Source organism: Hymenobacter rubripertinctus (assembly GCF_003583925.1).
Classification (GTDB): Bacteria; Bacteroidota; Bacteroidia; order Cytophagales; family Hymenobacteraceae; genus Hymenobacter; species Hymenobacter rubripertinctus.
In genome coordinates this window covers 87,538-101,312 of record NZ_QYCN01000004.1, presented here as the reverse complement: position 1 = coordinate 101,312, position 13,775 = coordinate 87,538, and the positions used below count along the sequence as shown (strand labels likewise).

Below are 13,775 nucleotides of genomic sequence, written 5' to 3'. Positions count from 1 at the left end.
CATTCCGTAAAATCAATGAAATCAGCCAAACAAGCAGCGGAAATCAGTGACTAAATGTCTTCGCCCCGCAGGTCCTCCAGTTTCACCTGGTTGAGCTTCTGGTCGCTCGGGATGGTGTCGCGCAGGCCGGTGCCGCCGTAGTAGCGGGAGCAGTCGGTTTCGACGGTCATCTGGGCCGGTTTGGGGAAAGCGCCGGTATTGATGTCGAGGCTTTTGTCGGCGTACACTTTCTTCATAAACAGCCCGTAAATCGGGAGGGCCAGGCGGGAGCCCTGCCCGTAGGCACCGGTCCGGAAGTGGATACTCCGGTCTTCGCCCCCCACCCACATGCCGCAGACCAAGTCGGGCGTGAGGCCCATGAACCAGCCGTCGGAATAGTTGTTGGTGGTACCCGTTTTGGCCCCCATCTCATAAGGGAATTTAAAGCCGCCCTTCAGAATAATACTGGTGCCGCCCTGCTCCTCGGTAGCTCCGCGCAGCATGTAGGTCATCAGATAAGCTGTTTCTTCGCTGAGGGCTTCCCGGGTTTGGGGCACGAATTCGCGCAGCACATTACCGTTTTTGTCCTCAATGCGCGTCACCATGATGGGCGCGTTCCAAACGCCCTTGTTCACGAAGGTGCTGTACGCGCCGGCCAGTTCGTAAATGCTGACATCGGAGGAGCCGAAGCCCACGGCGGGTACGGCCTCGATGGGCGAGGTAATGCCCAGGCGCTTGGCATAGCTGACCACTGTTTCGGGGCCGAGCTTTTTCACCAGCCAGGCCGTGATGGAGTTCATGGAGCGGGCCAGCGCCTGGCGCAGCGTGAACGTGCGGCCCGAATATGAGCCCTCAAAGTTGCGGGGCGTATAGGCGGGGCGGCCGGCTTCGGCCGGGAAAGTCACGGCCGCATCGGGGCGCTGGTAGCAGGGCGAGTAGCCCTGGTCTATGGCGGCCACGTACACGAACGGCTTGAACGTGGAGCCCGGCTGGCGCTTGCCCTGCTTCACGTGGTCGTACTTGATATACTTGTAGTTGATGCCCCCCACCCAGGCTTTCACCTTGCCATTAAGCGGGTTCATGGCCATAAAACCCGCCCGGAGCAGGCCCTTATAGTAGGCCAGCGAATCCATCGGCGACATCGTGACTTCCTTCTCGCCACCCTGCCAGCTGAACACCTTCATCCGGTACTTCTTGTTGAGATAGTACTTCACGGAATCGGGCTGGGTGGGGAAGCGGTTGGTGAGCGAGCGGTAACGGCCAGTGCGCTTGATGGACGTATTGAGGAAGCCCGGAATGAGGCGGCCGCTTTCGTCGCGCCAGGGTTGCTGGCCCTTCCAGTGGGCATCAAACCACTTCTGCTGGAGCTTCATGTGCTCGGCCACGGCCGACTCGGCATACTTCTGCATGCGCGAGTCGATGGTGGTGTAGATTTTCAGGCCGTCGGAGTACAGGTCGTGGTCGGTGTCTTTGGCCCACTGCCGGAGCACCTTGCTGACTTCCACCCGGAAGTAGGGGGCAATGCCTTCGTTCTGGTTTTCCACCTTGTAGTCGAGGGCAATGGCCTTGAGCGTGTCGCCTTTGAGCTGCTCGGGCGTGATGTAGCCGTACTTGTTCATCTGGCGCAGCACCCAGTTGCGGCGCATCCGGGAGCGTTCGGGGTTGAACTTGGGGCTGAAGCGGGAGGGCGCGTTCAGCACGCCCACCAACGTGGCGGCTTCGGCGCGGGTCAGGTCGCGGGGCTTCTTGCCGAAAAACGTTTTGGACGCCGTGTTGATGCCGAATGCATTGGAACCGTAGTCGTTGGTGTTCAGGTACATGCGCAGAATCTCGCGCTTGGTGTAGCTGCGCTCCAGACGGGTAGCCAGAATCCATTCCTTGGTTTTAGTGATGAGCATCCGCACGCCGGGCACGTCGTTGAGCGTGCCATCATTCAGGTCTTCGCGGGTTCGGAACAGCACCTTGGCCAGCTGCTGGGTGAGGGTGGAGCCGCCGCCGCCACTGCCGCCCGTGAGCAGGCCCGCCGCCACCCGGCCCGTAGCCTTGGGGTCGATGCCGGAATGCTCCTCGAAGCGGGCATCCTCGGTGGCAATGAGGGCGTCCACCAGGTGCTGGGGCAGGTCCTCGTACTCGGCGGGCGTCCGGTTCTCCCGAAAATATTTGCCCATCAGTACGTTGTCGGCGGAGTAGATTTCCGAAGCCAGCTCACTGCGCGGGTTTTCCAGCGTCTTGAGGTTGGGCATGCGCCCGAACAGGTTCAGAAAGTTGACGCTGACGGCCAGCACGTACAGTACGAGCCCCGCAATGCCCAGTCCGAAGAAGAACCAGAACGTGCGGGCCCAGCCAGTGTAGCGGCCGGGGCGGTTGGGCTTGCGCAGGGGAGTATTCTTTCTGGTGGCAGACTGAGCCATGTTTTCAATTAAAAATTAAAAATTAAAAGTGAAGAATTAAGAATTGGAAACATGAAGCAAATGGCTCAGACGCCAGCATTCGGCCCTAAACGGAAAGGCTTACCACCAATTTTTTAATTTTTCACTCTTAATTTTTAATTGAAGTTAACGGTAATTCTGGTCGTAGAAACGCTGGTATTCGTCGAGGTTGCCTTGTTGCAGCAGCACCGGCAGATTATCAATACCCACAACCAGGGCTTGGTAACCCGCCCCGCGCAGCTTGCTCAGCGGCGACTGGGGGCCGCGCAGCTTCAGGGCGTAGCTCTGGGCAATTCGGGCGTCCGGCATGGCCTCCACAATCACCAGCTCCTGAGTAGCGTTCAGGGCCTGTTGCCGCACCAGCAAACTACTGGACTTGTAAAAGCGGCCGTTGTAAGCCTGGAGTTGGGCCGGCAGGTCGGCCAGAATGGGCGCATCCTTGGCCAGCACGAGCACAATGAAATGGCTGACGGCCTGATCTGCTTTGTAAAGGGAGACCGGAACCGGTGCCGGGGCAACCGGCGGCGCAGGCGTGGGCGGGCTATTCGGTTGCGGTACTGGTTCGGTGGGCGGCAATGGCTCCGGGACGACGGCGGCAACGGGCTCCTTGGCGGGCTTCGCCGGCGTAGGCACCTTCTGGCCCCGGGCCCGGGCCTGGGCGGCGGCCCGCCGGGCGGCCTTGGCTTCCTCCTCGGGGCTGAGCGGCGGCGGGGGAGGTGGCAGCACCGATTTGGCTGCCGCCGAGTCAGTCGGGGCCGGCGTGGTGATGGCCGGTGTGGCCTTCTCCAACGCCGGAGAATTCGTTGGCGTTTTGGCCGTTGCTGCGCCGTTCGGGGGCGTGAGGGCGGGCGGCGGAGTGGCTGCTGGCTTGGGGGGGGCGCGGTAGTAAACCGGCATCCGCGGGTCTACTTCGCCCGGCTTGAAGACCGATACTACGGGCTTGTCGGTACTGGCCAGCACGCCGGTAATCTGGCCCTGGTCGTATTTGCGGTAGGTATCGAGCAGTACCTCGGCTTTACTGGCCAGGGGGCTCTGCGGGTAGTCCTTGTAGAATTTTTCCACCGTGGCCCGGGCCGTGAGGGGCGGCTGGGTCCGGATAGTGAGCAGGGCATTGAGGTAGGCTACCTGGTCGTTGAGGTCGGTTTCGGGGTACTGCTGCCGGGCCTGGGCCAATACGGCGGTGGCCTTTTTGAAATCCTGCTTCTTATAGAACACGAACGCCGAATCGACCAGCACGGCCACCTTCGCGTTGGCTACCGAAGTGCGGCGCAGGTACTCCGGGTCGGCCACGAGGCGGGCGTAGGAGGTAGCAGGAAAATCCTGCCGCAGCCGGGCCGCATACTGCTCGGCCTTGCCGGCTTCGTTGCGGTCCTTATGAATCAGGTACAGGATGTAGAGCGTCTCGGGCGTGTGGGTGCCCGTAGGGTAGCGGCGCAGCAGGGTTTCGTAGGTTTCAATGGACCGCTCCGGCTCTCGCAGTTGCTGGTTGTAGATGCCACCCAACGCGTACAGGGCCTCTTCGGTCTGGGCGTTGGAAGCGGTGAGCTGCTCCGGCGTCAGCGGAATCTTTTGCCGGTACTGGCTCACCAGGGACTGAAGCTGCACGGCGGGGTCGACGGCGGCGGGCTTGTCGGTGCCATTCACCACGGTGTTATCGTTGCCGGCAATGCTCACCGGCACGTTGCCGCCCTGGGGCGTCACGGGCGAGTTGCTGGCCTGAGTCACGGTCCGCCAGTTGTCCTGGAGGGGCCGGTCACCCCATTTGCGGATAAAGTCGTTGCGGGCCGTACTCAGGGCCGTGGGGTTATCGAAGTACCACTTGGCCCCCGTGTTGCCGGCCAGAAAATCCTCGGCACTCACGTCGGGTTGCAGGTCGCGGCCCGGGGCCAGGCCGGTGGCAGTTTGCTGCTGACTGCGCTGGCGCTCCACTTCCTGGCGGGCGGCCAGGGCCTCGGCCTGGCGCTGACGCTCGTCTAACTCGGCCTGGGCGTAAGTGGTCAGGCGGGTCGTCAGCTCGTCGGGGGCCAGGCGGGCCAGGGCCTGCAAACTGTCCTGGTTTTCCACAATGATAAGCTGCTGGGCGAAATCCTTCAGGATACCGGCGCGCTCGGCAATGGCCTCGTACGCGGGTACCTCCCGGGGCATATTCTGCACCGTACTGTCGTAATAGGCGGCGGCCAGGCGATACTTCTGGAGGTTTTCGTAGTAGATGCGGCCGTCGAGCAGGTAGGTGTAGGCCTTCTGGGCCTTGCTGGCCTCCGGCGTGCGAACCGATTTTTGGAGCAGGGCCAGGGCCTCGGGGTAGCGCTGCTGGCGATAATCCACGCGCGCCATCTCGTAGTAAATCTTGTCGCGGTACTCCTTGTTCTTGGGGTCCTTGAGCAGCTTGGCGAAATACTTATTGAGCCGGGTCCGGTCGTTCAGGTTCAGGTCCGATACCTGGCCCAGCATCAGCTTGCTGAAAAAGTCCAGCTCGTAGGGCGGGTTCTTCTTGAGAATCTGGTTCAGCTCGGCATAGGCCTTCTTATCGTCGCCCTGGGCCTGGTAGAGCTGGGCCAGAATGTAGCGCGTGCGCGACTGCTCGTTTTTGGGCTCGATATAAGGAATGGCCTTTTCGAGGTTCTCGATGGCGCGAGCGGGCTCCCCGGTTTGCAGGTAGTATTCGGCCCGGGTCAGGAACAGCGCCCGGGCGTTGGGCTCGGTGCCCGTTTCCTTGTCCAGAATATCCGATACCGCCGCCGCGTTGCCCGGCTCCTGGAGCGCCAGGAAGGTGCGCATGAGCCAGATAAGGGCCTCGTGGCGGGCGTTGGGGTCTTTGCTGGTGCTGTTGACGTACTTGAAGGTCTTGGCCGCGTCCTCGAACTCGCGCTTGTAGTAGCGGGCCTGGCCGATGAGCAGGTAGCTGTCGTCGGTCCAGTCGGAGCCGGGGCGGTGCTGCACGGGCAAAGAGGCCTTCTTGATGATGTCCTCCATGTCGGCCGTCAGGCGGGTGGCGGTGGCCTCATCAACGACCGGAAACAGGGGCAGCACCCGGTTGTAGTCGTTCACGCGGGCCTTGGCCAGGGCCAGCTCGGTGGCCCGCATCTTCTCGCGGGCCAGGAAGTAGGCGTTGTCGCGGGCCACCACGTTGTCGTAGGTGCGGCCTAGCAGGGAGCGGCGCTCCGAGGCACAGCCGCCCAGGCCGGCCAGCAGCAAAACGGCGGCGGTAGGAGCCGCGAGGGTACGCAGAAGCAGCGAGTGGGTCGTCGTCAAGGCGGCAGAAAAGCTCAGGGCGAAGGAAAGGATACGGACGGAAAACGTGGCCCACCAACCGAATCGTTCGGGGCGCGCGCTTCTCTCAACGTAGCAGACTCAGTAAAAGTACAGGTTTCTGCCCGGACGCTGCCCGCTGGTTCGGCTGCTGCCAAAGTATCCCGTAATTTTGTCCTCCCCACTGCCCGTTTCCGCCCGCCATGCCCGATTCTGCTCCCACCCCGCGCCCCAAGCCCGATTCCAGCCCCGACCGCCTGCGGGCCGTGGCCCGCTACTCCGGCATCGGGGCCCAGATGGCGGCCACTATCGGCCTGAGCACCTGGGCCGGCTACTGGCTCGACAAGCACTACCAGACCCAAACGCCCTGGTTCACGCTGGCCCTGATGCTGCTGGGCCTGTTCGCGGCCTTATATAACGTCATCCGCGCCGTCACGAAAGAGCCGTAGGGTGGGGCTGGCTCCCGCCTCTCATTAAACGACCTGCTGCACGAATACCCCCCGCCCGGCGGCACAACGGTTACCTAAACCAAAGCGGCGGGCCTCCGGGGCACGGCTGCACTTCGCTTTTTTCGCATGAAAACCTTCCTTCGTCCCTATCTGCTCTTCAGCCTGCTGGTGGGCTTCGTGCTCTACGCGGTGTACTCCCAGTTCGGGCCGCGCATCGTGCATCCGTTCACGGCCTACACGTTTGGGTTCTTCTTCGTGCTCACGCTGGTGCTCTACCGGCTGATGGAACGACTCATCAGTGCCAACCCCGATAACTTTCTGGTGGCCTACTTCGGAGCCATGATCGCGCGGCTGCTTTTGTCGCTCACGCTGGTGCTGGTGTACCTTTTGCGGGGCGGCGGCCACGAAGGTTCGGCCCGTTGGGCCTTCCTGGGAAGCTTCTTTCTCCTGTATTTTCTCTTTGCCGGGTTTGAAGTCTGGAGCGTTCTGAGTAACTTGCGCCCGTTTTCAAAACCGGGCGAAATCACAAAATGAAGTTTTTGTGAACAAATCCCTAAGCCACTCTGAATGAAGCGCTTACTGTTAGCCCTCTTCTGCTTCCTATCGTTCTCGGCCTTCGCCAACGAGCCAACCGCCACTACGGCCGAGGCTACGGACACGGAAGAGTTCAATCCGGGCGAGATGATTCTGCACCACATCGGCGATTCGCACGAGTGGCACTGGTTCTCCACCGGCAACAACCATTTCACCACCTACCTGCCCGTTATTGCCTTCCGGCCCGGCCACGGTCTGTCCACGTTTTCCTCGCGCCAGCTGGCCGAAGGCAAGGTGTACGACGGCCTGAAGCTGGAGCACGAGCACCTCGTGTCGGAAGACGGCAGCAAGGTCTACGACTTCTCCATCACCAAGAACGTGGCCTCGCTGATGCTGAGCGCCACGTTGCTGCTGGTCGTGTTCATTGCCGTGGCCCGGGGCTACGCCAAGCGCGGTACCGGGGCTCCCCGGGGCATTCAGTCCTTCTTCGAACCCATCATCATTTTCGTGCGCGACGAAGTAGCCAAGAAGTCCATCGGCCCCAAGTATGAGCGCTACATGCCCTACTTGCTCACGGTATTCTTCTTCATCTGGTTCAACAACCTGATGGGCCTGATGCCCGGCGGCGCCAACCTCACCGGCAACATTGCCGTGACCATGACCCTGGCCCTGCTCACGCTGCTCATCACTCTGTTCAGCTCCAACAAAAACTACTGGGCCCACATTTTCGCCACGCCCGGCGTCCCGAAGGCCCTGTTGCCCATCATGATTCCGGTCGAACTCATCGGCATCGTGGTCAAGCCCTTCTCCCTGATGGTGCGTCTGTTCGCCAACATCACGGCCGGCCACATCGTCACGCTGAGCTTTATTTCGCTCATCTTCATCTTCCGCAACCTGGGCGTTGCGCCCGTGTCGCTGGCCTTCGGTTTGTTCATTAACATGCTGGAGCTGCTGGTGGCCATTTTGCAGGCCTACATCTTCACGCTGCTCACGGCCATGTACATCGGTGGCGCGGTAGAAGACCACCACGACGCCGACTACCAGATGGGTGGCGGCGACGGGGCCGAACCCGCTCACGCCCACTAAGTAGTACGCATACCCCCCCCCCCTGATTTTTTCGTTTTTCACTCCCCACAAACCTTTTTTTTATGCTTCTTTCTCTCTTGTTGCAGGCCATCGCTAATTCTACTGGTCTGGCCGTATTCGGTGCTGCTATCGGTGCTGGTCTGGTTGCTCTGGGTGCCGGTCTGGGCATTGGTCGTATCGGTGGTCAGGCTATGGAAGCCATTGGCCGTCAGCCAGAAGCTTCGGGCAAAATCCAAACTGCCATGCTGATCGTAGCCGCTCTGATCGAAGGTCTGGCGCTGTTCGCCGTAGTAGTCTGCCTGCTGATTTCCTTCAAACTCTAGGGATAGAGGTAGTACAAGAGCAGCCCGCTGCGCTAGGTCGCTTCAGCGCACGGCGTAGCGGGCTGTCTTGGCTTTTCCGGGGGGTAGGTTTTGGAGGCTGCCGGCCGCTTACGGGCGGCTTTCGGCCCCTTGCCTCCTCCGGATTTCAGGTACCAAGTACGCCTTACTGACTACTTCCCTATGAACATTGTAACCCCCGAATTTGGCCTGATTTTCTGGCAGGTGGTGATTTTCGGCATCGTGCTGCTCTTGCTGCGCTCGTTTGCCTGGAAACCCATTCTTAGCTCCCTCAAGGAGCGGGAAAGCTCCATTGAAGGCGCCTTGCGCATGGCCGACCAGGCCAAGCTGGAAATGCAGGAGCTCAAAGCCGGCAACGAAAAGCTGCTGGCCGAAGCCCGGCTGGAGCGCGACCGGATTATGAAGGAGGCCACGGCCATGTCGAACCAGCTCCTGGAGCAGGCCAAAGACAAAGCCAACGAAGAAGGCACCCGCCTCATTGCCCAGGCCCGCGAAGCCATTCAGAACGAAAAGAACGCCGCGCTGGCCGAGGTCAAAAATACCGCCGCCCAGCTCTCCATCGATATTGCCGAGCGCATCCTGCGCCGCGAGCTGACCGATCAGCCCGCCCAGCAGCAACTCGTCGACTCGTACCTGAAAGAAGTAAAGCTCAACTAGTCCGTTGGGGGTTTTCAGTTTTCAGTTGTCAGTTGTCAGGCGTTTGCCGCCCGGCACCAACAGCTAAAAACTGACAACTGACAACTAACAACCGACAACTACATCAATGTCTGAACTACGAGTTGCCTCCCGCTACGCCAAGTCCTTGCTTGATCTGGCCCAGGAGCGCGGTGAGCTGGAGCAAGTGAAGCAGGATATGGACCTGTTCAGCAAAACGCTGGGCGAAAACCGCGACCTGCGCCTGCTGCTCCGCAACCCCATCGTGAAGCACGACAAGAAGCTGGCGATTCTGCGGGCTATTTTTGGCGGCAAAGTAACGGCGATGACCGAGAAGTTCTTCTCGATTGTCACCCAGCACAACCGCGAAAGTTCCCTGGTATTCATCGGCGACGAATTTCTGAAGCAGTACAACCTGAAGCAGGGAATGCAGGTGGCCCAGGTGACCACGGCCGCCCCACTCGACTCGCCCACCCGTTTGCAACTGGTGCAGCTCGTGCGTGAGCAAACCGGCCTGCCCAAGGTCACGCTCCAGGAAAAAGTGGATGAAGCCCTGATCGGTGGCTTCGTGCTCCGCATCGGCGACCAGCTGATTGACGACTCGGTTAGCTACCGGCTGCGCAAGCTGCGCACCGAATTCTCCAAGAATCCCTACCAACCCCAACTATAACCCACCATGGCAGACGTACGTCCGGATGAAGTATCCGCCATTCTGCGGGAGCAACTCTCCAACTTCAAAACCGAAGCCGAACTCGAAGAGGTGGGCACCGTTTTGCAGGTTGGCGATGGTGTAGCCCGCATCTACGGCCTGGGCAACGCCCAGGCGGGGGAATTGCTCGAATTTGAAAACGGCCTGCGCGCCCTCGTTCTCAACCTGGAAGAAGATAACGTGGGCGCAGTAATGCTCGGCGATTATTCCGCAATCCGGGAGGGCGCTACCGTGCGCCGCACCAATAAAATTGCCTCCATCCTGGTAGGTGAGGGCATCATTGGCCGCGTGGTGAACACGCTGGGCCAGCCCATCGACGGCCGTGGCCCCATCCAGGGCCAGACCTACGACATGCCTCTGGAGCGCAAGGCGCCCGGCGTAATCTACCGCCAGCCGGTAGCTGAGCCCCTGCAAACCGGCATCAAGGCCATCGACGCCATGATTCCGATTGGCCGCGGCCAGCGGGAGCTCATCATCGGTGACCGGCAGACGGGTAAGTCGACGGTAGCCCTCGATGCCATCCTGAACCAGCGCGAGTTCTTCGATCGTGGCGAGCCCGTGTTCTGCATTTATGTGGCCGTGGGTCAGAAGGCTTCTACGGTAGCCCAGATCGTGCAGTCGCTCACCAAAGGTGGGGCCATGGACTACACCGTGGTGGTGTCGGCCTCGGCTTCCGATCCGGCCGCCTTGCAGTTCTACGCGCCCTTTACGGGTGCCGCCATCGGCGAGTACTTCCGCGATACGGGCCGGCCGGCCCTGGTGGTCTACGACGACCTTTCCAAGCAGGCCGTGGCCTACCGCGAGGTGTCGCTGCTGCTGCGTCGTCCTCCGGGCCGTGAGGCCTACCCCGGCGACGTATTCTACCTGCACAGCCGCCTGCTCGAGCGCGCCGCGAAGATCAACGCGTCCGACGCCATTGCCCAGGACATGAACGACCTGCCCGAGAGCATCAAGCACCTGGTGAAAGGCGGCGGTTCGCTGACGGCGCTGCCCATCATCGAAACCCAGGCCGGCGACGTTTCGGCGTACATCCCGACCAACGTAATTTCGATTACCGACGGCCAGATCTTCCTCGAAACCAACCTGTTCAACTCCGGCGTGCGTCCTGCTATCAACGTGGGTATCTCGGTGAGCCGCGTAGGGGGTAACGCCCAGATCAAGTCGATGAAGAAGGTGGCTGGTACGCTGAAGCTCGACCAGGCCCAGTTCCGCGAGCTGGAAGCCTTTGCCAAGTTCGGCTCCGACCTCGATGCCTCGACCCGCCTCACCATTGAGCGCGGCCGTCGTAACCTCGAAATCCTGAAGCAGGCCCAGTTCTCGCCCCAGAAGGTAGAGGACCAGGTGGCCATCATCTACGCCGCCACCAACGGCCTGCTCGACCAGGTGCCCGTCAACAAGGTGCGCGCCTTCGAGAAGGAGTTCACCCAGGTAATGCACACCCGCCACGCCGAGGAGCTCAAAGCCCTGAAGGCCGGCAAACTCGACGACACCATCATCGGGGCCATCCGTCAGGTTGCCAAGGACCTGTCGGCGCAGTACGCCTCTTAAATTTTAAGCTGTTAGCCATTAGCTGTTCGCTGTCAGCCTTCGTTTAGGAGGCGCAGTTGGCAGTTAATGGCTACCGCTTCTTATTGCTCTGCTAAAGTAAGAGTGATAAGCAAGCGAACAGCGAACAGCTAACAGCTCAACGAAATGGCTAGCTTAAAAGAAGTCCGGAGCCGCATTACGTCGGTGCAGAGCACGCAGCAGATTACCAAAGCCATGAAAATGGTGGCGGCGGCCAAGCTGCGGCGCGCCCAGGATAATATCCTGCGCATGCGGCCCTACGCCCAGCGGCTCAACAGCATTCTGAGCAACCTCACGGCCCTGGCCGGCGAGGAGGCGGTGAGCGACTACAGCGTAGTGCGCGAGGTGCGCCGCGTGCTGATCATCGCCATTACCTCCGACCGGGGCCTGGCCGGCGCGTTCAATAGCAACGTGTTCAAGGGCGTGAACGGGTTGGTGCAGAACCGCTACGCCCAGCAGGCCGCCGCGGGCAGCATCACCGTGATGGCCATTGGCAAAAAGGCCCACGACTACTTTGGTAAGCGCGGACCGCTGCTCGGCGACTACCAGCATGTGTTCAGTAAGCTTTCCTTCGATACCGTGCGCGAGGCCGCCGAACGGGCCATGGATGGCTTCCGCTCCGGCCAGTACGACGAGGTGGTGATGGTCTACAACGAGTTCCGCAACGTGGCCACCCAGGTGGTGCGCGCCGAGCAGTTGTTGCCCCTCGTGCCCACCGAGCAGCCCGCCAATGCCCCGGCTACGGCCAACGCCGACTACATTTTCTCCCCTTCCAAGGAGGAAATCGTACAGACCCTGATTCCGCAGTCGTTGAAGGTGCAGCTCTACAAGGCCGTACTGGAAAGCAACGCCTCCGAGCACGGCGCCCGCATGACGGCCATGGACAAGGCCACCGAAAACGCCGGCGAGCTGCTCAAGTCGCTTAAGCTGACCTACAACCGCACCCGTCAGGCGGCCATTACCACCGAGATTCTCGAAATCGTAGGCGGGGCCGAGGCCCTGGCTTCGAGCAAGTAAGATTTCCTGAATCACACCAGGCAAAAGGCCCGCTTCCGAAAGGAGGCGGGCCTTTTGCCTGGTGTGATTCCACCCCGGCCCCCCGGCAGCCCTGTAGAGACGCGACCCTTCGCGTCTCCTTGTTGAACGGCCACCTCAGCAACTTCACGCCTGGTAAGGACAGGCCCGCCCACCCCACCCACCTACCCCGCCCGCCCAACAAACGGCCCGCCTCCTTGCCAGGAAGCGGGCCGTTTGACTAGTTGCCATAGGAGAATAAGAGCGAAAAAAGCGGGGCTTAGAGGGCCGCGCGGCGGGCCGTTACTTCGGCAATGGCCAGCTCCAGCTCGGGCACCTGCACGGCCACCTGGCGCACATCCACGGCTTTGAGGAAGGCCTCCGTGGGCGTCTGGGCGCTGGCCGTGGCGCTCAGGTCTTCTCCCCGGCGCTGGGCTCGCAGCAGCAGCTTATTCATGGCCGCGTAGTCGGTGGTGCCGGGCGTGAGCGTGGCCAGCACGGGCGTCAGGCTGGTGATGCTGGCCGTAGCTGCGGCCAGGTCCTGGGCCCGGTTGGTGGCCCGCCCCGCCGACTGATCGGCTTGCAGGTCCAGCACTTGGTCGCGCACGCTGAACACGCGCAGTTCCAGGCTCAGGGCCGCCAGCGCAGTGTCGCACTCGGCCTGGGTGGTGAGTAATTGAACGGGAAACGGCATAAGTGATAAGGAATAAGGGTGGCGGAGTTGCCGCTGGTATAACGGTGGAAGCTCCGTCAATATTGTGTGGACCCGGCAAATTGTGTGTGCCCAAGCTAGGACTAGATATAGCCCCAGCTTGGGTTCCCGTCTGACCAGCCCGGCAGTGCCCCCCGATAGGCTGTCCGTTAGGTGCTTGGCGGCCCTTGGCTTTTCCACGCCTCGCCAGTTCACCGCGCACGGAGGCTAGGGTGCCAGAGCGGCCAGCTCGGCGCGCAGGCCGGCCACGCGGGCGGCCAGCAGGCGCAGGGCGGCGGCGCGGGCGGCGGGAGCAGGGTCGTCGCGGGTGAGGTCGGTAGTCAGGCCCCGGAGCCAGCGGGCCAGGTGGGCCGCCTCGGCGGCTTCGGGGGGTGGGGGCAGGGCCAGCAGGTGGGCCAGGGCGAGGCGGCGCTGGTGCAGGGCGGCAGCGCGGGCCTGGGCGGCGGCCAGGGCAGTGCCCTGGCGCAGCAGGCGCAGGCGCACGCTGCGGCCCCGGGCGGCCAGCACTCCCGCGTCGGGCGGGGTGGGGGGCGGGGGCACCAGGGGCTCGGGGGCGGGCAGCGGCAGCAGCACATTGTAGGGCACCGGGGCGGGCGGGGGCACGGGGCCCTGGCCCAGGGGGGGCGGCAGGGCCGGCAGCAGATGCAGCAGCCGGGGCACCAGGGCCAGGGGCAGGGGCTTGTGCCCCGCCTCCACTTGGGCCACAAACCCCACCGATACGCCCAGATACCGCCCCAGCTGCCGTCCCGAAAGGCCCAGCCCGGCCCGCACCACCGCCGAAAATTCCACGGAAGAAGAAAAAGAAGCAGCTCTCATCCGGCTCAAGGTAAACACCCGTCCAGAAAAAAGCTAGGTGTTTACCTCCGAGGTAAACACCTGGCTAAAAAAACGACAGGTGTTTACCTACGAGGTAAACACCTGGCTAAAAAAACGGCAGGTGTTTACCTCGGAGCTGAGTACCGGGTCAACCGAGTGGCCGGGGGGTGGGGTGAGGCTTTATACAAGGCTGCGCAACTCCCGGCGGGGCGGGTTATCTTTGCGGCTGAACTTTGC

Annotated in this window: 12 protein-coding genes; 8 read left to right on the top strand and 4 right to left on the bottom strand. The window is 61.9% G+C overall.

The window, feature by feature from the left end; translation table 11 throughout:
• Window positions 1-50 precede the first annotated feature (50 nt).
• Window positions 51-2,390, bottom strand: a complete 2,340-nt coding sequence (locus D0T11_RS03755) for a transglycosylase domain-containing protein (protein WP_119654448.1) — start codon at window positions 2,388-2,390, stop codon at window positions 51-53.
• Window positions 2,391-2,534: 144 nt separating this feature from the next.
• Window positions 2,535-5,660, bottom strand: a complete 3,126-nt coding sequence (gene porW / locus D0T11_RS03750; protein WP_147374507.1) for a type IX secretion system periplasmic lipoprotein PorW/SprE — start codon at window positions 5,658-5,660, stop codon at window positions 2,535-2,537.
• Between the two features lie 200 nt (window positions 5,661-5,860).
• On the opposite strand from porW, the gene D0T11_RS03745 reads away from it, so the two are divergent.
• The 8 genes from D0T11_RS03745 (at window position 5,861) to atpG (ending at window position 12,013) form a co-directional block, all read left to right on the top strand.
• Window positions 5,861-6,106 (top strand): AtpZ/AtpI family protein, encoded by a 246-nt coding sequence (locus D0T11_RS03745; RefSeq protein ID WP_119654446.1) that lies wholly within the window; start codon window positions 5,861-5,863, stop codon window positions 6,104-6,106.
• A 126-nt stretch (window positions 6,107-6,232) separates the two neighbouring features.
• Window positions 6,233-6,640: a hypothetical protein gene (locus D0T11_RS03740; RefSeq protein ID WP_119654445.1), complete on the top strand. Its 408-nt coding sequence runs from the start codon at window positions 6,233-6,235 to the stop codon at window positions 6,638-6,640.
• Between the two features lie 33 nt (window positions 6,641-6,673).
• On the top strand, window positions 6,674-7,726 hold the full coding sequence (atpB, locus tag D0T11_RS03735) for a F0F1 ATP synthase subunit A (RefSeq protein ID WP_119654444.1): 1,053 nt from the start codon (window positions 6,674-6,676) through the stop codon (window positions 7,724-7,726).
• 62 nt (window positions 7,727-7,788) lie between these two features.
• Window positions 7,789-8,049, top strand: coding sequence for an ATP synthase F0 subunit C (gene atpE / locus D0T11_RS03730; RefSeq protein ID WP_088465749.1), 261 nt, complete (start codon window positions 7,789-7,791; stop codon window positions 8,047-8,049).
• Window positions 8,050-8,229: 180 nt separating this feature from the next.
• Entirely contained in the window at window positions 8,230-8,724 is a 495-nt protein-coding gene (locus D0T11_RS03725; protein ID WP_119654443.1) for a F0F1 ATP synthase subunit B, read from the top strand.
• 106 nt (window positions 8,725-8,830) lie between these two features.
• Window positions 8,831-9,391 carry an ATP synthase F1 subunit delta gene (gene atpH / locus D0T11_RS03720; protein ID WP_119654442.1) on the top strand — a complete coding sequence of 187 codons (561 nt, stop codon included), beginning with the start codon at window positions 8,831-8,833 and terminating at the stop codon, window positions 9,389-9,391.
• A 6-nt stretch (window positions 9,392-9,397) separates the two neighbouring features.
• Entirely contained in the window at window positions 9,398-10,978 is a 1,581-nt protein-coding gene (gene atpA / locus D0T11_RS03715; protein WP_119654441.1) for a F0F1 ATP synthase subunit alpha, read from the top strand.
• A 144-nt stretch (window positions 10,979-11,122) separates the two neighbouring features.
• Window positions 11,123-12,013: an ATP synthase F1 subunit gamma gene (gene atpG, locus D0T11_RS03710; RefSeq protein WP_119654440.1), complete on the top strand. Its 891-nt coding sequence runs from the start codon at window positions 11,123-11,125 to the stop codon at window positions 12,011-12,013.
• 277 nt (window positions 12,014-12,290) lie between these two features.
• Here the strand turns inward: atpG and D0T11_RS03705 are convergent, their stop codons facing one another.
• Together D0T11_RS03705 and D0T11_RS03700 are read right to left on the bottom strand one after the other, a co-directional pair.
• Entirely contained in the window at window positions 12,291-12,704 is a 414-nt protein-coding gene (locus D0T11_RS03705) for a hypothetical protein (RefSeq protein ID WP_119654439.1), read from the bottom strand.
• A 225-nt stretch (window positions 12,705-12,929) separates the two neighbouring features.
• Entirely contained in the window at window positions 12,930-13,538 is a 609-nt protein-coding gene (locus D0T11_RS03700) for a hypothetical protein (RefSeq protein ID WP_147374506.1), read from the bottom strand.
• Window positions 13,539-13,775 lie beyond the last annotated feature (237 nt).

Bases quoted from the DNA above. Each gene is read 5' to 3' on its own strand.
- atpB (WP_119654444.1), top strand. From the start codon at position 6,674: ATGAAGCGCTTACTGTTAGCCCTCTTCTGCTTCCTATCGTTCTCGGCC.
- atpG (WP_119654440.1), top strand. From the start codon at position 11,123: ATGGCTAGCTTAAAAGAAGTCCGGAGCCGCATTACGTCGGTGCAGAGC.
- D0T11_RS03725 (WP_119654443.1), top strand. From the start codon at position 8,230: ATGAACATTGTAACCCCCGAATTTGGCCTGATTTTCTGGCAGGTGGTG.
- D0T11_RS03700 (WP_147374506.1), bottom strand. From the start codon at position 13,538: ATGAGAGCTGCTTCTTTTTCTTCTTCCGTGGAATTTTCGGCGGTGGTG.
- atpE (WP_088465749.1), top strand. From the start codon at position 7,789: ATGCTTCTTTCTCTCTTGTTGCAGGCCATCGCTAATTCTACTGGTCTG.
- D0T11_RS03755 (WP_119654448.1), bottom strand. From the start codon at position 2,390: ATGGCTCAGTCTGCCACCAGAAAGAATACTCCCCTGCGCAAGCCCAAC.
- D0T11_RS03745 (WP_119654446.1), top strand. From the start codon at position 5,861: ATGCCCGATTCTGCTCCCACCCCGCGCCCCAAGCCCGATTCCAGCCCC.
- atpH (WP_119654442.1), top strand. From the start codon at position 8,831: ATGTCTGAACTACGAGTTGCCTCCCGCTACGCCAAGTCCTTGCTTGAT.
- D0T11_RS03740 (WP_119654445.1), top strand. From the start codon at position 6,233: ATGAAAACCTTCCTTCGTCCCTATCTGCTCTTCAGCCTGCTGGTGGGC.
- atpA (WP_119654441.1), top strand. From the start codon at position 9,398: ATGGCAGACGTACGTCCGGATGAAGTATCCGCCATTCTGCGGGAGCAA.
- D0T11_RS03705 (WP_119654439.1), bottom strand. From the start codon at position 12,704: ATGCCGTTTCCCGTTCAATTACTCACCACCCAGGCCGAGTGCGACACT.